Origin of the sequence: Phnomibacter ginsenosidimutans (assembly GCF_009740285.1) — a bacterium.
Taxonomy (GTDB): Bacteria; Bacteroidota; Bacteroidia; order Chitinophagales; family Chitinophagaceae; genus Phnomibacter; species Phnomibacter ginsenosidimutans.
Genome location: NZ_CP046566.1, coordinates 1,834,986 through 1,851,779, shown reverse-complemented (window position 1 = coordinate 1,851,779; position 16,794 = coordinate 1,834,986). Strand labels below are relative to the sequence as shown.

The window sequence follows — 16,794 nt, the reverse complement described above, 5'->3', positions numbered from 1 at the left end:
CAGGTCAACATCCATGCACATCCGCCCCATCCCGCCAATCCGCGGCCCATGTATCCATGTCCCAAAAATTTTTCATCCCGGTTTTAAACCTTCGCTTTCCAGCCCCATCTATCATTCTGTAAAGCAGCAGGGAAACCGGGGTCGTTTGCGGGATGCAGGCGGCCCCTTTTTGTTGCCCCTACTTTTTAAAAGCGAAATACACCGCTCCCATCACGCAGGCAAAGCTGGCCAGGTAGCGCCACTCCATTTTTTCTTTCAGCACCAGCACGGCAAACACCGTAAACACCAGCAGCGTTATCACTTCCTGAATAATCTTGAGCTGAAAAGCCGAAAAGCCCGACAAGGTATAGCCAAAGCGGTTGGCCGGCACCATGAGGCAGTACTCAAAAAACGCAATGCCCCAGCTCACCAAAATGGCTTTCCACAAAGGGATATTGTTGTTTTTGAGGTGGCCGTACCAGGCAATGGTCATGAAAATATTGGAGGCCAGCAGCAAGAAGATGGTACGCATAAAAGATGTGTATAATTGGCTTGCAAAGTAGCGCCAAACAGCCTGACCACTGCCCTATTTTTGGCGCCCATGGCAAAAGGCAGTTCAGATACTCCATTGATGCAGCAGCACCGGGCAATCAAGCAAAAATATCCCGATGCTATCCTGCTGTTCCGCGTAGGCGATTTTTACGAAACCTTCGGGCAGGATGCCGTGGTGGCCAGCCAGGTGCTGGGCATCACCCTCACCAAGCGCAACAATGGCAGCGCCAGCGAAAATGAACTGGCGGGCTTTCCGCACCATGCCCTCGATACCTACCTGCACAAGCTGGTAAAAGCCGGTTACCGGGTTGCCATCTGCGATCAGCTGGAAGACCCCAAAACGGTAAAAGGCATTGTGAAACGTGGCGTAACCGAACTGGTAACGCCCGGCGTGGCTACCAATGACAAGCTGCTCGAACACAACCGCAACAACTTTTTGGCAGGCCTGCATTTCAAAGACGACAATCAAATTGGCCTCGCCTTTCTCGATATTTCTACCGGCGAATTTTTCATTGCCGAAGGCGATAAAGAATACGCCGACAAACTGCTGCAAAGCCTGCAGCCTGCCGAAGTGGTTTTTCAACGGCAATACCAAAAGCGTTTCAAAGAAACTTTCGGTCACCGGTTTTATACCTACGCACTGGACGAATGGATTTTTGATGAATCCTTTGCCCGGGAAAACATGCTGCGGCATTTTGGCACCCACAGCCTCAAAGGTTTTGGGGTGGAAGAAATGAGCCATGGCATCATAGCCGCCGGTGCCATTTTTCATTACCTCAAAGAAACCGAGCACCCCAACCTGCAACACATTACGCATGTGCAGCGCATCAACCGCGATGAGCACATGTGGATGGACCGCTTTACCATTCGCAACCTCGAACTGGTGGGCAATGGCAACAGCGACCAACGCTGTCTGCTCGATGTGCTCGACAATACCGTGTCGCCGATGGGTGCCCGCCTGCTGAAACGCTGGCTGCTGATGCCCCTCAGCGATATCGGCAAAATCAACCAGCGGCTGGATGCGGTGGAATGGCTGATTGCCCACACCGATACCCGCCAGCAAGTGCAGGCATCGGTAAAGCAGTGCGGCGATGTGGAGCGACTGGTGAGCAAAGTGCCGCTCAAAAAAATCAACCCACGGGAAGTATTGCATTTGGCCAAAGGCCTGCAACAAATTGAGGTGCTCAAGCAAAGCCTGAGCCAGCAAAACAATGATTATTTGCAACGGCTGGCCGACGCCTTAAATCCATGTCCGTTATTGTCGGACAATATACGGCGTACATTGGTAGACAATCCGCCGGTGGCGGCCGGCAAGGGCAACCTCATAGCCACGGGTGTGCATGCCGAACTGGATGAGCTGCGCAGCATTGCCACCGATGGTAAAAACTACCTGGCCCGCCTGCAACAAAGCGAAGCAGAGCAAACTGGCATCAGCTCGTTGAAAGTGGGTTTCAACAATGTGTTTGGCTACTACCTGGAGGTAACCAATGCCCACAAAAGCAAAGTGCCCGACAGCTGGATACGCAAGCAAACGCTGGTGAATGCCGAACGCTACATTACCCCGGAGCTGAAAACCTACGAGGAAAAAATAACCGGCGCCGAAGAAAAAATACTGGCCATTGAGCAGGGCTTGTTTGATGAACTGCTTCGTGAGCTGCAAGATTACATGGCACCGCTGCAAACCAACGGTCAGGTATTGGGGATACTCGATTGCCTCTGTTGTTTTGCGGGCAATGCCTTGCAATACCAATACCGCAAACCGGTGCTGCACAACGGAAGTGCATTGATGATAAAAGATGCCCGCCACCCGGTGATTGAAAGAACACTGGCTGCCGGAGAGCAATACGTGGCCAACGATATTGACCTCGACCCCGAAGGACAGCAAATCATTATTTTGACCGGCCCCAACATGAGTGGTAAAAGTGCCTTGCTACGCCAAACAGCATTGGTGACCCTGATGGCACACATGGGTAGTTTTGTGCCGGCTACGGAGGCGCATATTCCCCTCACCGATAAAATATTTACCCGTGTGGGTGCCAGCGACAACCTGAGTGGTGGCGAGAGCACGTTTATGGTGGAGATGAATGAAACCGCCAGCATCATCAACAACCTCAGCAGCCGCAGTTTGGTATTGCTCGACGAAATTGGCCGCGGCACCAGCACCTACGATGGCATCAGCATTGCGTGGAGCATTGCCGAGTATTTGCACCACTGCCCGCAGGCACCCAAAACCTTGTTTGCTACCCACTACCACGAACTGAACGAGCTGGAAGAAAAACTACCGCGGATCAAAAACTACCACATCACCAACCGCGAAGTGGGCAACAAAATTATTTTTCTGCGCAAACTGGCGCCGGGTGGCAGCACCCACAGCTTTGGTATACATGTAGCCAAGCTGGCCGGCATGCCGCCAAAGCTGATAGACCGTGCCAATGAAATACTGAGCTGGCTGGAAACCAAACATGCCCACGACAACGAGGAAGGACAAAGCATGCAGCAAAAAGTAAAACAGCTGCAAGCCCCCAAAACCGATGCACAAATGCAGCTCAGCATTTTTGATGCGCATACCGAAGTATTTACCGACATCCGCAGCATGCTCGAGGCAGTAGACATCAACAGATTGACGCCGGTAGAAGCCTTGCTGAAACTCAACGAGATCAAAAACAAATTGAAGTAAGACTGCTGCTTTATGCCCCGATGGCGGGAACGTAAGCTGCTGCATAGCTGGCGCTATACTTGTGCCAGTACCCCCTGCCTGTAAAAGAATTTGGAATTGTAAAAAACCTGAGGGATTTTTAAGGTAACGCTATTGGGATTGGCGAAAGTTTTTTGGAGGCAGTGCAATTTTATATTAATTACCGAACAGACAAGTAATTATGAAAATTGCGGAAGTGTAAAAAAAGTAGGGGGGGACTTTCGTTGATTTATGAGTCATCTATAATTATACCTAAAACCCAAACGAGACATATGAAATTTACATACTTTAAATTCGAGAATTTTAAGGGAATTGAATCACAAAGATTAGATTTAAGTAAAAATTCGGATAGTAAAGTTTTTACTCTAGTAGGTTTAAATGAAAGTGGCAAGACTACGGTCTTAGAGGCAATCAATTACTTTGCTTACAAACCAGAAACACTTAATGCACTTGAGTTGGACAATTATGAAGTGGGTGATATTCACAATTTAATTCCAATAAACAAGCGAGACAACTTTAATGGAAGAATTTTAATTGAAGCAGGAATCGAACTAGAAAACGATGATATTGAAGAAATTAAAAATGCTTTTAAGGAAAACTCTATTGCATTAAAAGAATACTCGAATTTCATCAGCTATACTCAATGTTATCATTTCGAAAACTCAGAGTATAAAAAAGATAAAACACAATACCAATGGAATTATAAATTCAAAGGAATAGTTGGTAGAGAAAGAAAAATAAGAAGCTTAACAAATAAAGAAGCGTTGCTTGCAAATACCATTATTAAAAAAAGACTTCCCAGTATATTATATTTCCCTAATTTTTTGTTTGAGTTTCCTGAAAGAATTTACCTTGAAGAGACTTATGAAGAAGCTAAACATAAGTTTTATCAAACGATTATTCAAGACGTTTTAGACTCATTATCAAATGATACAAATATCAATGACCATTTAATTAAAAGGATTGAATCAGAAGATGAAAAAGATAAACGTAATTTAAATAGTCTTATTGGTAAAATGCAAAAGCAACTTACCGAGGTGATATTCAAAAAATGGAATCAGATATTTAATAAAGAGATTTCAAAAACGGAAATCATTCTTTTTACTGGAAAAGATTCAAATGGCTGTTATCTAGAGTTTAACATTAAAGATGATGTAGATACTTATAGGATTATTGAGCGTTCACTAGGATTTAGATGGTTTTTTGTTTACATCTTACTAACGCAATTTAGAAGCTATAGAAAACAAAACAAAAACGCCTTCTTTCTTTTTGATGAGCCTGCTTCAAATCTTCATCCCTCAGCACAAATTGAATTATTGAAAAGTTTTGAGAAATTACCGAAAGTAATTTATACAACTCACAGCCATTACTTAATTAATCCTAAATGGCTAGAAAACACTTTTGTAATTAAAAACGAAGCAATTGACTATGATGACGAAGTCAAATACAATTCAAAAAATACTAATATTAAAATTAGTAGATACAGAGATTTTGCTGTAATGTATCCAAATCAGAGTAATTACTTTCAACCTATACTTGAAGTATTAGATTATAGACCAACAAACCTTGAGTTAGTTCCAGAAGTAATCATTACGGAAGGGAAAACCGACTTCTATACTTTCAACTACATTCAAGGTATAATTCAAAATTCTTCTAATCCTTTAAAATTTATTCCGGGTACAAGTTCAAGTAATCTTGAGACGTTAATTAGTCTTTATCTTGGCTGGGGCAGGAAATTCTTAGTCTTATTAGATTCAGATAAAGAAGGTCTAAAACAAAAAAAACGTTACGAAGAAGTATTTGGGGAAACCATCTCTGACCTAGTTCTTACATATAAAAATATTGACCCTACTTGGGATAACTTTGAAACAGAAGATTTATTTTCAGATAATGATAAAATTGTAATTCAGACAAAAAATTACCCAGCAGACAATTCATTTCAGAAGAAAATTTTTAACAGAAGTCTACAAGAACTTTATATGAAAAATGAAATAGTATTACTTGAACAAAACACAATAGATAACGTAAATAAGGTTTTAGAAACCTTAAGAGATAAGTTAAAGTAACCACATTCAAAAAGCCCCTCTTCTGGTGCCAGTGTTCCGCACCAGCGGGTCAGTGGTGACTACAAAAACCTGCCGGACTGTGTCCGGATTGGTACATAACCTCTCATCACTCATGCATATTGATGTAATTCAATAAAGTCAGCCAGTCTTGTTCTGTTTTGGGCTTGCCTGCCTGTTGCACATAGGCGGCCAGCAAAGGATGGCGGATGACAGTCGCAGGATTGGTTTTCTTCGACACAGGTTGCAGCTGTTGTGTTTGTACATCATACAGGTACCATTCGCTGGTTTGCTTGTACTCCTGGTTGATGGTGGTGCCGTAGGTAGCAATATCCACTTTGTTTTTGCGGATGTAATTGAGCAATTGGTAGCGGGGCCCATCTGCCAGCACCTGGTACAAAGTGGTAGCCGGTCTGTCGCGAAAAACCGGATAGCCCGTACGGAACTGGTACCGCAACGAGTCGTCGTTGTCGGGGAAAGCCAGTTGGCATTCTGCCACGGGTTCGGCAAACTGGTAATATTGCCCGTTGAAGATGAAATACAACGCATTGTTGTACAAATCCACCTGCAAATCGAAGCCACTCACCCGGTTGCCGTTTTTGAGTTTCACCCATCCCTTGGCGGTTACTTCGTGCAAAAAGGGAAATCCCTTCACGTTGTCTTTGCCCACATTGGGCAACACCCGGCCCATTTCATCAATCTTCATCAAAAACGGGTTCGACTGTGCCGCAGTGGTTTGCCCCAGCACCCGGCCGGCTATCAGCATCAACGATACCAAAACAAGTTGCTTCATTCATGGAAAATACGAAATGCTGTCCTTACTCCTCGCCTGCTTAGAAAGTATGATTCCATTACATTTATCCACTCAAACAATGAATATCCAATTATCAGTCGGACAGTGGCAAGGCTTCTATACATATGGAGCTTCTTATGGCCAATTACTGGAAGGTCAGGAAGTAGAATTCAGGTTGTTCATTGAGCAGTACAACAACGGCGTCTTTTCTGGAAAAATTATTGATTGGGATGGTGTTGGCGCTGAAGGTGAAGTTGCCATTGTAGCAGGCTTTTTAGAAGGCAATTTGATTAGTTTTAAAAAGACCTATGCCCATTATCTGGAAATAGATGAATGGGGCAACAGCTTTGTAGCTGAAGATATTCCGAGGCATACTGTTTTTTATGAAGGTTCCTTCAATAAGGAACTGAATCAATTTGATGGTAAATGGGAAATCATCGAGCAAGAGTACCATACGCCAGTTGCCACCTACGAAATGTTAGCATCAGGTACCTGGCGATTACTGCATGTAGATTAACCCTCGAGGCGGAACACTTGTGACTACAGAAACCAGCCGGACTGTGTCCAGATTATTTTACATCAAGGGTAAACAGAAGAATCATAATCAGTCTATGAAACGCCCGATACAATCGGGCAAATTTGAACTGGCACAAGTGGCCTGCTGCGCAGCACACTTTCGCCAGTAAAATCCGGATTAATGCATGCAAATCATCGCATCTACCCCATTCCCTCTAAGAGATGGAGATAGTTTTCAGATACCGGAATCAACTTGTCCGATACCATCACATGCTTTTTACTCAGCTTCGTCAGCTTTGTTTTATTTACCACATAGGCTCTATGTGTTTGAATAAATACATCGGGTGAGAGTTCTTCTACAATCTTCTTAATGGTGGATCGTGTTTTATATACTTTTTCATGGGTATAAAACAGCAGATAATTGCCGTCGGACTCAATAAAGAGAATGTCATCCACCCGCAGCTCTACTTTAAAGTGCTCATCCTTCACGGTTATTTTCGGTACATGTTTCACAGCAGCTTTCCGAATGGCCACTTCCACCGATGCTATCAGATCCACATTCTTAAAAGGCTTGGTGAGATAGGAGTACGGAGCAGTATCTACCGCCTTGCCTATCATCTCCGGGCTTTCATACGCCGTGAGGTAAATAAACGGAACCGAATATTTATTGCTGATTTCCGCTCCCAGCGATATGCCATCTTGCTCCCCTTCGCCCAAATTAATATCGAGGATCACCAACGAGATGGTCTCTTTTTTCAGTATGTCCAATGCTTCCCTTACATTCTTTGCTTCAAGCGTTACATACCCATTTTCAACCAACACTTTTTTGGTAACCCTTCTGTTGAGGAAATCATCTTCCACCAGCAATATTTTCTTTTCCGTCATACCATATCAATTTACCATTGATGGCAGCTGCAGGATCGCATCTGCTTACCCTATCACGCAAACTTTATAGTCAACTCAAAACCATTTTGGCTGTTGGTTTCTACCGTTCCATCCAACTGATCAATTAACCCCATCACTATTTCCTGACCCAATCCTTTCTCGCTTTTCTTATAAAAATCAAATCCTTCTCCATTATCTGCATAGTAAAATCTGGTGAGGCCCGTTGCATCATCTTTAGTCAATTCAATCTCAATGATGCCAATGCCAATATGTTTGAATGCATGCTTCATGCTGTTGCTGACCAGCTCTGTAATAATCAATCCAATGGGCAATGCTTTTGCAATGGAGCATTTTTCTACGTTACAGTTTACTTCTAAGGTTATTCTTTTACTGCTGATATCATACGATTCTTTTACCAAGGCGGCCAATTCGCAAATGTATTTCTGAAGATCTACCTCGTCTGCAGTATCGGTTACTCTTAATTTTTTGTGCAGCAGTGCCATCGAATGAATCCTGTTTTGATTGCCCCGAAGCACTTCTTCTATGTTATTAAAATCGACCGACTCTTTCTGAATTTCCAGAATGCTAATCACGTGTTGCAAATTGTTTTTTACCCGGTGTTGCAGTTCTGACAGCAACACCTTCTTATGCTCCACGGCTTTTGTAAGCTCATTCAATTGTTCGCCAATGATGTTGTTTTGTTGCCGAATCCGTCTGTTTTTTCGATACAACAAAACAGCGGCTATACTAATCACCGCCAGCAGCAAGCTGATGAGTAAAATTTGCCGCTCTCTGTTTTTGATGATGGCTTCTTTTTTCTCCGTCTGGTATTCTTCGCTGATCTGCTTTATCCGTACGGCCTCTTGTTTGCTCTCCGTAGCCACATATCCTTCGTGGAACAGCTGATAATAATACAACGCTGAATCCATGCGCCTCATTTGCTCAAACACTTCGCTGCGCCGTTGGTACACTAAAGGTGGTACCGGCACGTTCATGCGCTGCAACAGCAAAAGGGCGGTATCGCTGTACTTCAATGCTTCCTCCGTTTGATGCTGATTCAACAGCGTGGTAGAAGCAACGGTAAGTTGTAACGCAGCCGTTGCATAATCTTCAATCTGAATAAACTGATCGGCAGCCAGCAGTTTATACCGAACGGCGGCTTTGTAATCTTGCTTGGCCAGTAGCGTACCCAGCAGCAAATAGGCATCCCTGATGTCGCGTTTGTTTTGGTATTTGAGTGCCGAATCTAATCCTCGAAATGCAAAGTATTGTGCTGAGTCTTTTTGCTCCACCCGCATGAAGTAGGAAGACATCCGAATGCAATAAGTGCTGTACACTTCATTCAGCTGATTGGCTTCATAAGTACGGTAAGCTTTGTCCAGGTATTTTCTGCACATGGTATAATCCCTGCCATTCTCGTACATAATGGCCACTACCCAGCAACTACGATAAATCCTTTCGGGATACTTGAATTTTTCAGCCTCATCCAGTGCCTCCAACGACAACTGAAGCGCCTGATGATGGCTGCCGCTGAGCGAATAGAGGATGGCTTGTTGCAGCATCACATCAATTTTAAAGCCCCTGAATGCTGCTGTATTGTATTTTGTTGTGAGCTGCTTGTACAATTCAGCCGCTTCCTTTTTTGCCTGCTCGCCATTGCTGGCATATTTGTCCATCAGGCTATCGATGCGTTCAATTTTCCTCTCCAGCAAAAGATGTTGAGCCAGGAGATCCTGGCTCAACATCAGTAGCATCAACAAGAAAATGGTTAGAAACCGCACGGATATGAATTGCTTTTAGATCATGTTAATCACTATGTAGCATGAATAAACCTTAGCCGCAACACAACATCCGTTTCACCTTAGCCTTTTGCTATCTACAAATTCATCATGCTTTAATGATCAACTGTAAACTTATGACAAATACCCCGGCTCACGGCCGCATTTTGTGGTGGCCAAAGCAGAGCAACTCGGTTCTTTGCCAATCAGTTTACATTAATTTGGATTACAGGTAACAAAGCTATTTCCTTCAAAATCATACCATTTAATCGTTCCATCATTCTCCAGTTTCCATGCCCTCGATTTGCTTGCATACGGGAGTCTTTGGGGGTTGGTTGGATCCGCTGCCGGCACTTCTTTCTTAAAGCAGTTTGGCTGTATGCTAGCGTTCTTAATTTCCAGCAATCCTTCGGTACATTCCTTATTCCAAATTTCCTTCTTACTGGCTATATACTTTTCGCCATTCTCTCTTGTAGCAATGGTGATTTGCGAAATAATGAAACGCTTGTCGGGGGTAATGGTGCACTGAAATTGGTTGTTGTTGGAAGTAAGAGTTTGACCAACTTCCAACTTGTTGTAGGGTGGCAGCATCGAAGTCAATAAAGGGCCAGTCCGGAAATGCAAAGCAGACTTGCTGTACTCTCCTGCCTCATTCACCACCGGGCAAAGCTTTACTTTATAATGGCCATTGTAAATTAAGTTCATCAGAACCGTCGTTCTCGAGTTTTATTTGTCCGAAATGCATTTCATAAGGCATACGAACCTCAACAGCGTTGTGGGGCAACTTGGCTTCATAAAAGCAATCCTGTAAACGCCTTGATTGAAAATTGGGCTTATCGTTTGTCAAAATTTTTGCTTCGGCACATTGCTTGTTCCAGATTTCGGTTTTTTCAGTAATTATGGGCTGCCCATTTACCGTACGAACCGTAATTTTTTCAATCACAAATCTGTTTTGCTCCAATATTTGGCCACTACCTACATCAATCTTTTGTATTACAATACGGGCCTGGTATTGGTTGTTATCCGACGTCAGGGTTTTGCCGATACCAAAGTCTTCGCCAAAACTCAAAACGGGTTTGCCTTTTGTAAAAACTTCATTCGTAGCTTTTGATTCTACTGGTACCGGCTGTGTAGTCGGTTTTACCGATGTGGTTTCGGGAAATCTCGTTGCCCATATTTCCTGGCCTTTTTTATCAAGAAGGATCAGGCGGCCATCGTTGGTAATTTCCAACTTTACCGCTTTGCCTAATATCAGTGCGGCAGCAGCATCACGGCCCGTGGTAACGCAATAGCCTTTACCATTTTTACTATCCATACACAGGTTGCCATCCGGATTGAAGCTGAAGAAACCTATGGTAGGCTTGCTGCCACCATTTTGGAGCGGGAAGCGGAATATTTCGTTGTAGGAACAGTTGCCGGCATTCACTACTTCCTCTATAACAAAATTCCCATCCGTGGTAGCTCTGAGTTGGTAACGTCCATTGGCCGATACCAATTTTTCTTTTTCGAGCAACTTTTGGCCGGGGGTCATAGAGGATTGATACTTTATGATAGCATCTTTTGCTTCGCAGCCGGCTTTGGCTGCAGTAGGTGTGGTAGGTGTGGGTGTGGTGGTGGTTGTAGGAATGGGGGTTGTCCATATTTCTTTGCCTTGCTTATCAAGGAGTCTCAGTCGGCCATCGTTGGACATTTCCAGCTTTACACCTTTTCCTAATATTAGTGCCGCTGCTGCATCGCGGCCTGTGGTAGCGCAATAGCCTTTACCATTTTTACTATCCATACACAGGTTTCCATCCGGATTGAAGCTGAAGAAACCTACCGAAGGCTTGCTGCCACCATTTTGGAGCGGGAAGCGGTACACTTCTTTGTAGGAACAGTCACCGGCATTCACTACTTCTTCTATCACAAAGTTCCCGTCCGTAGTAGCTCTGAGTTGATAACGCCCGTTGGCAGATACCATTTTTTCTTTTTCCAGCAACTTTTGGCCGGGGTTCATACTGGATTGATACTTTATTGCTGCATCTTTTGCTTCGCAGCCGGCTTGTGCCATTAGTTTTTGACTGGTGATAGCCAGCATGCACAAGATGCCCGCCACAAAAATTTTTGTCCATCGCATAAGTTCAAATATTGCTCCTTTTAAAATGCCTACTCTAAAAATGCATTTTCGGCTTCCTGCTTTCTGCTGCGCAAAGAAATCGGGCCAGGATATTACGCATGTATAAACGGGATAGAATGGCATTTTTAGGGATAGATTCCTGCAATGATGCATCAGAGAACCTTCGACGTTTCATGAAGTATGTTTTTTCTATCAATATCTCCCGCAAACAGTGCCTGAACTTGTACAAACATTACAACAATGCGTACGCCCAAAGTGGTATTGCCTTGTTTGTGTGAAAAGGTATCTTGGGGCATCTTAAATCACCCCACCCTTTTCAATCCTATGAAACAGAAGTTTCTTGCTAGTGGACTCGTAAGTCTATTGGTATTTGTACAGCAGCCGCAAGCATTGCTGGCGCAAGGAAAAGTAGGCATCAACACTAAAACGCCACAAGCCATGCTGCATGTAAAAGACAGCAGTGTGTTGTTTAGCGGCGATACAACTTTGAATGCTGGCAAACCACCGCTCAGTGGCGCTGGTACCCGAATGATGTGGTATTCTGACAAAGGCGCTTTTAGAGCAGGACGTGTAGATGGCCCACAATGGAATCAAGAAAATACAGGTTTCTTATCCATTGCTTTAGGCAGAAATACAATCGCATCCGGAGACAGATCTACAGCCATTGGTGTTGGCAATACGGCAAGCGGAATTCAAAGTATAGCTATGGGATTTAGCTCTAATGCTTCTGGGCCAAATGCGATTGTAATGGGCGTTGCTGCAGCCGCAACCGGAATGGGTTCAATAGCTTTTGGAAACAATACAGTTGCCAGAGGCGAAAATGCCTTTGTAGTAGGTGTAAGGTCATTTGCACTCGGAGATGCTTCAATTGCAATGGGTAATCAAACAGTAGCAAGTGGTTCAGAATCGATTGCAATGGGAAGATTTAGCGATGCATTGGGTGTAGCTTCTTTAGCCATGGGAAATGGTACAAGTGCTACCGGAAACTTCTCAACATCTATGGGATTTTCAACTAATGCTAAAGCATACGCATCCTTAGCAATTGGCCAACTGAATGATTCCATTGCCAACAGTAATGCTACGTCGCAAGTCTCTTCAGATCCTGCATTTATAATCGGCAATGGAACAAGTAACTCAGCCCGGCGGAATGCTTTCATTGTAGCCAAGAACGGAGAAACAGGCATCAACGTAGCCAATGCAATGCCGCAAGCCATGCTGCATATTAAAGCGAGGGTTATTTCAGATAACCGGCATATCCGGTTGGAAGATGATAATACAACTTCCAGCGCCAATATTTTTTATACGTCAGATCTGGTATTTAAAAACAACCTGGCCGGGGGCGATTTTATTTTCCGCAACGATGCCAATGCCACTATTTTTTCGTTGTTCAGCAGCGGCAATGTTACCATGGCGGGTACGCTTACGCAAAACAGTGATGCAAGACTCAAAAAAGACATTCAGCCATTGCAAAGCAGTTTGCAGAAACTGCTACAGCTCGGTGGCTATCATTACCACTGGAATGAAGCATTTCGGGATCAGCATTTGCAAACAGGCCTGCTGGCACAGCAGGTAGAACAGCAAATGCCGGAACTGGTAGCCACCAGTAAAGACGGCGTGAAAAGTGTGAACTACAGCGGCATGATTCCTTATACCATTGAAGCCATCAAAGAATTAAAAAAAGAAAACGATATACTCAAAAAGGAACTGACCGAATTGAAGCAATTGATACAACAAATGACAGAGAACAGATAGCCTGACTACATCCTTTGCATGCATCACATTTCTGCAACATCAACTTATTTACTTCAACAACAAAGGCTCACAACATGTGAGCCTTTCTTTTGATGTGGAGGATAACGGATCCCGATAGCTATCGAGAGAACCGATGACCTCCTCGACTTAGTCGAGGCGCCACAGCATGCTGACTTGTATCAAACAAAAAGGCTCACAAAATGTGAACCTTTCTTTTTGATGTGGAGGATAACGGAGTCGAACCGATGACCTCTTGCATGCCATGCAAGCGCTCTAGCCAGCTGAGCTAATCCCCCTTCTAATAAGAACATCCATTCAAGCTTTTTTTACTAGCCTCCCGATAGCTATCGGGATGAGCTAATCCCCCTGAATGGGCGGCAAAAATAGGGGCACAAATCAATTCACCAAAATATCTTTTCAAAAAAAATACCGGCATGTACTGCCGGTATTTTCTGGGTATCACAAGGGCGAATTATTCACCCCAAATTTCATCTTCACCATTCAGCCATTTCTTCACCAAATCGGTGGTTACACTCTTCGGACGCTCAATGGGCAAGCCCAGTGCACGGTCCCAAATGAGGCTGGCCAATACACCCATGGCACGGCTTACGGCAAACAGTACGGTGTAAAACTCATACTCCTTCATACCGAAGTGTACGAGCAGCGCACCGCTATGCGCATCTACGTTTGGCCAGGGGTTTTTCACCTTGCCGAGGCTTTCCAAAATGGGTGGTACTACTTCATAAATCTTCCATACGGTACGGCAGAGCTTGTCTTCCCGCATGTACTTTTTACCAAACTCCATTTGTGCGGTATAGCGGGGGTCGGTTTGGCGCAATACAGCGTGGCCATAGCCGGGCACTACTTTACCTTCCGACAGGGTTTGGCGTACATAATTTTCTATTTGGTCATGCGTGGGTAAATCGGTACCCAGCTTTTCCTGCATTTCAAAAATCCACTTGATCACTTCCTGATTGGCGAGGCCATGCAGCGGACCAGCAAGGCCGTTCATACCGGCAGCGTAGGCCAGGTATGGATCGCTGAGGGCAGAGCCTACAAGGTGCGTGGTATGAGCACTCACGTTGCCACCTTCGTGGTCGGCGTGGATGGTCATGTACAACCGCATCAGTTCTTTAAACTTATCGTCGTTGAAGCCGAGCATGTGTGCCAGGTTTCCACTCCAGTCCATCATACCATCGGGGGTAATGTCTTCTCCATTGTGGTATTTACGACGATAGATATAGGCCGCTAAACGAGGGAGTCGGGCCAACAGAATCAGACTGTCGTCATAGGTGGCTTCCCAGTAATCTTTTTCGACATGCCCTGTGCGTAGCGCTTTGAAAAACAGCTCTCTGTTTGCAACGCCATTACACCCGTTACAAACATGGTCATGGGGTGCGTGTTGAGCGGCATGGCATCAATAATTTTGAACACGTGGTTGGGCACGTGGCTCTTGCGCTGCAACACATCGGTTACATGTTTTACATCTTCTTCGGTGGGTATTTCACCAATGAGCATCAGGTAAAACAATCCTTCAGGAAGCGGTTCGGTACCGCCGGGCACTTTGGGCAGTTTTTCGCGAAGCTCAGGAATGCTGTAGCCGCGAAAACGGATGCCTTCCTGTGCGTCGAGCAATGAAGTTTCGGTAACCAGGCCGGTGATACCCCGCATGCCCTGGTAAATTTGTGATAAGGTTACTTCTCCGATTTTCTTTCCGCCATGCTCTTTCAAAATCGATTTGATTTCAGCAGAGGCGATATCGGCTTTGGCTCTGAATCGTTCCTTTAAAATGCCCATGTGTTAATCGTATTTAGATAAATTCCTGAATATTACTGTGTTGGAAGGGCTCCAAAGTTAATTGAATGCGCCCAAGCAATAACAGCTACTGAAAACGATTGTTCCACATTTTGAGAATTTTCATATTTCATAACTGTTGCTTATTCATTTCTTCATACTGTTTGTTCCGCAATCGTCTTCGCTGCTACAAAACCGGAGCTCCATGCATGCTGAAAATTGTAGCCACCCGTAATGCCATCCACGTTGATGATTTCGCCGGCGAAGCAGAGGTTAGACGCTTTTTTGCTTTGCATCGTGTCGGGCGATAGCTCGGCTGTATCAATACCACCAGCCGTTACAAACTCATCTTTAAATGTGGTTTTGCCGCTGGCTGCACATTCATAACTGCACAGTTTTTTTACCAATGCATTTTGCTGTGTAGCGGGCAAATCGGCCCAGCGCTGTTGTGGGGCAATGCCGGCTTCCTGCAATAAAAATTCCAGCAACCTGGCGGGCAAACCAAACCACGGCGTATTGATGACGAGTTGCGATCCATGCGCCTGCCGGTGTTGAATGATGGCCTCCCGCAGGCTGGTTTCATTCCAGTCGGGCAGCCAGTTGATGAGGGCGGTAAACTTGTATTCGTGGTCGTGTAAATGACGGGCGGCAAATGCCGACATCCGCAACACGGCCGGGCCACTCAACCCCCAGTGGGTAATGAGCAGCGGTCCCTCCGACTCTTCTTTGAAACCCGCTATCCGCACTTTGGCAGGCGTGGCTACGCCCATGAGTTTGGTGATAGGATGCTTGGGCAAATTGAACGTGAACAAGGACGGCACAGGCGGCACCACGGTATGCCCCGTAGCTTGCTGCAACCAGTCAAACTGCTCCAGCTTGGGAAAGCCGCCGGTGGCAATGCACAACGCATCGGCATGAATGCTGCGGCCATTGTCGGCAGTGATTTGCCAGCCACTGCTTTCCGTTTGCGCCAATGTTTTTACAGAAAAATTCAGCAGCAACTCCACCCTAAATTGGTTGGCTTCTTTCAGCAAACATTCAATGATGGTTTGCGAATCGTTTGTTACGGGAAACATGCGGCCATCCTTTTCTACTTTCAAGGCTACGCCCCGCTCTGCAAACCATTGAATGCTGTTGGGTACAAAAAAATGCCGGAAGAGTTTTTTGACGAATTTCTCACCCCGCGGATAGCATTTGCTCATCTCCGAAATGGAGCTGCAGTCATGCGTTACATTGCAACGGCCCCCGCCACTCACTTTTACTTTTTGAAGTACTTTGCTGCCCTTTTCCAAAATGGTGACTTGCCAGTCGGGTTGCAGCCGGGCTACATTGACTGCACAAAAAAATCCGGCTGCACCACCGCCTATCACCACAATATGTTTTCGGGATTGCTTCACCGCTCAAAGATGCAGCGAACCAATGAAGTAGCAAGGTGACTTACATCCCCAGCACTTCCCGCAGGCGGGTGTAGCCCGATTTACTCACGGGCACTTGCTGTCCATTGCGCAAAATGGCCAGAAAACTTTCCCGTTCGTAGGGATCGATGCGGCTGATGTGCCGCACAGCCAACAGATACGACCGGTGCACCCGTACAAACTGGTTGGCATCGAGCTGCTTTTCGAAAAAAGCCATGGTTTTGTTTTTTGAGAAAATGGCCTTCGGCTGTATGAATTTTTACATAATCATCTGCCGCTTCGAGGTAGATAATATCGTGCACCGGAATGATGCGAATGTTGTTGCCGATTTTCACCACTATTCGCTCCTGCTGCTGTGGTACGTGTTCTTCCAGTTGCTGGTAGCTCTGAGTTTGCTGAGCAGCCTGCAACTGCAGCCATTTTTGCATGGCCTTGTTGAAACGCTCCTGGCTAAAA

14 protein-coding genes and 1 tRNA gene are annotated in these 16,794 nt (G+C 45.1%); 4 read left to right on the top strand and 11 right to left on the bottom strand.

Annotation, left to right across the window (positions count from 1 at the left end; translation table 11 throughout):
- Positions 1–178: 178 nt before the first annotated feature.
- On the bottom strand, positions 179–511 hold the full coding sequence (locus tag GLV81_RS07980; RefSeq protein ID WP_157478380.1) for a DMT family protein: 333 nt from the start codon (positions 509–511) through the stop codon (positions 179–181).
- Between the two features lie 69 nt (positions 512–580).
- Between GLV81_RS07980 and mutS the strand changes: the two genes are divergently transcribed.
- Together mutS and GLV81_RS07970 are read left to right on the top strand one after the other, a co-directional pair.
- The gene (gene mutS, locus GLV81_RS07975; protein ID WP_157478378.1) at positions 581–3,208 is read left to right on the top strand and encodes a DNA mismatch repair protein MutS; all 2,628 of its coding nucleotides are present in this window, start codon (positions 581–583) and stop codon (positions 3,206–3,208) included.
- Between the two features lie 290 nt (positions 3,209–3,498).
- On the top strand, positions 3,499–5,292 hold the full coding sequence (locus GLV81_RS07970; RefSeq protein WP_157478377.1) for an AAA family ATPase: 1,794 nt from the start codon (positions 3,499–3,501) through the stop codon (positions 5,290–5,292).
- A 106-nt stretch (positions 5,293–5,398) separates the two neighbouring features.
- Here GLV81_RS07970 and GLV81_RS07965 read toward each other — a convergent pair whose 3' ends face one another.
- Positions 5,399–6,082, bottom strand: coding sequence for a hypothetical protein (locus GLV81_RS07965; RefSeq protein ID WP_157478376.1), 684 nt, complete (start codon positions 6,080–6,082; stop codon positions 5,399–5,401).
- Between the two features lie 49 nt (positions 6,083–6,131).
- Here GLV81_RS07965 and GLV81_RS07960 point away from each other — a divergent pair, with 49 nt between their 5' ends.
- Positions 6,132–6,599: a hypothetical protein gene (locus tag GLV81_RS07960; protein WP_157478372.1), complete on the top strand. Its 468-nt coding sequence runs from the start codon at positions 6,132–6,134 to the stop codon at positions 6,597–6,599.
- Between the two features lie 200 nt (positions 6,600–6,799).
- On the opposite strand, the gene GLV81_RS07955 is transcribed toward GLV81_RS07960, so the two are convergent.
- From GLV81_RS07955 to GLV81_RS07940, 4 genes are all read right to left on the bottom strand, one after another.
- Positions 6,800–7,483, bottom strand: coding sequence for a LytR/AlgR family response regulator transcription factor (locus tag GLV81_RS07955; protein ID WP_157478370.1), 684 nt, complete (start codon positions 7,481–7,483; stop codon positions 6,800–6,802).
- 53 nt (positions 7,484–7,536) lie between these two features.
- Positions 7,537–9,195: a sensor histidine kinase gene (locus tag GLV81_RS07950; RefSeq protein ID WP_197429031.1), complete on the bottom strand. Its 1,659-nt coding sequence runs from the start codon at positions 9,193–9,195 to the stop codon at positions 7,537–7,539.
- A gap of 282 nt (positions 9,196–9,477) precedes the next feature.
- Entirely contained in the window at positions 9,478–9,966 is a 489-nt protein-coding gene (locus tag GLV81_RS07945; protein WP_157478366.1) for a hypothetical protein, read from the bottom strand.
- Positions 9,938–11,377 carry a hypothetical protein gene (locus tag GLV81_RS07940; protein ID WP_157478364.1) on the bottom strand — a complete coding sequence of 480 codons (1,440 nt, stop codon included), beginning with the start codon at positions 11,375–11,377 and terminating at the stop codon, positions 9,938–9,940. Before GLV81_RS07940 ends, GLV81_RS07945 begins: the two co-directional genes overlap by 29 nt.
- Positions 11,378–11,701: 324 nt before the next feature.
- Between GLV81_RS07940 and GLV81_RS07935 the strand changes: the two genes are divergently transcribed.
- Complete coding sequence (locus GLV81_RS07935) at positions 11,702–13,129, top strand: tail fiber domain-containing protein (RefSeq protein ID WP_197429030.1); 1,428 nt, start codon at positions 11,702–11,704, stop codon at positions 13,127–13,129.
- Positions 13,130–13,351: 222 nt separating this feature from the next.
- On the opposite strand, the gene GLV81_RS07930 is transcribed toward GLV81_RS07935, so the two are convergent.
- The 5 genes from GLV81_RS07930 to GLV81_RS20155 all read right to left on the bottom strand — a co-directional run bounded on the left by GLV81_RS07930 (position 13,352) and on the right by GLV81_RS20155 (position 16,555).
- Positions 13,352–13,425 (bottom strand) — tRNA-Ala (locus GLV81_RS07930).
- Positions 13,426–13,601: 176 nt separating this feature from the next.
- Positions 13,602–14,477 (bottom strand): citrate (Si)-synthase, encoded by an 876-nt coding sequence (locus GLV81_RS07925; protein WP_281350826.1) that lies wholly within the window; start codon positions 14,475–14,477, stop codon positions 13,602–13,604.
- Positions 14,405–14,926 carry a citrate/2-methylcitrate synthase gene (locus GLV81_RS21180; protein ID WP_281350810.1) on the bottom strand — a complete coding sequence of 174 codons (522 nt, stop codon included), beginning with the start codon at positions 14,924–14,926 and terminating at the stop codon, positions 14,405–14,407. Before GLV81_RS21180 ends, GLV81_RS07925 begins: the two co-directional genes overlap by 73 nt.
- Positions 14,927–15,078: 152 nt before the next feature.
- The gene (locus tag GLV81_RS07920; RefSeq protein WP_157478360.1) at positions 15,079–16,320 is read right to left on the bottom strand and encodes a BaiN/RdsA family NAD(P)/FAD-dependent oxidoreductase; all 1,242 of its coding nucleotides are present in this window, start codon (positions 16,318–16,320) and stop codon (positions 15,079–15,081) included.
- Between the two features lie 40 nt (positions 16,321–16,360).
- Positions 16,361–16,555 (bottom strand): LytTR family DNA-binding domain-containing protein, encoded by a 195-nt coding sequence (locus tag GLV81_RS20155; protein WP_246186315.1) that lies wholly within the window; start codon positions 16,553–16,555, stop codon positions 16,361–16,363.
- Positions 16,556–16,794 lie beyond the last annotated feature (239 nt).

Bases quoted from the DNA above. Each gene is read 5' to 3' on its own strand.
- GLV81_RS07980 (WP_157478380.1), bottom strand. From the start codon at position 511: ATGCGTACCATCTTCTTGCTGCTGGCCTCCAATATTTTCATGACCATT.
- mutS (WP_157478378.1), top strand. From the start codon at position 581: ATGGCAAAAGGCAGTTCAGATACTCCATTGATGCAGCAGCACCGGGCA.
- GLV81_RS07970 (WP_157478377.1), top strand. From the start codon at position 3,499: ATGAAATTTACATACTTTAAATTCGAGAATTTTAAGGGAATTGAATCA.
- GLV81_RS07965 (WP_157478376.1), bottom strand. From the start codon at position 6,082: ATGAAGCAACTTGTTTTGGTATCGTTGATGCTGATAGCCGGCCGGGTG.
- GLV81_RS07960 (WP_157478372.1), top strand. From the start codon at position 6,132: ATGATTCCATTACATTTATCCACTCAAACAATGAATATCCAATTATCA.
- GLV81_RS07955 (WP_157478370.1), bottom strand. From the start codon at position 7,483: ATGACGGAAAAGAAAATATTGCTGGTGGAAGATGATTTCCTCAACAGA.
- GLV81_RS07945 (WP_157478366.1), bottom strand. From the start codon at position 9,966: ATGAACTTAATTTACAATGGCCATTATAAAGTAAAGCTTTGCCCGGTG.
- GLV81_RS07940 (WP_157478364.1), bottom strand. From the start codon at position 11,377: ATGCGATGGACAAAAATTTTTGTGGCGGGCATCTTGTGCATGCTGGCT.
- GLV81_RS07935 (WP_197429030.1), top strand. From the start codon at position 11,702: ATGAAACAGAAGTTTCTTGCTAGTGGACTCGTAAGTCTATTGGTATTT.
- GLV81_RS21180 (WP_281350810.1), bottom strand. From the start codon at position 14,926: ATGGGCATTTTAAAGGAACGATTCAGAGCCAAAGCCGATATCGCCTCT.
- GLV81_RS20155 (WP_246186315.1), bottom strand. From the start codon at position 16,555: ATGGCTTTTTTCGAAAAGCAGCTCGATGCCAACCAGTTTGTACGGGTG.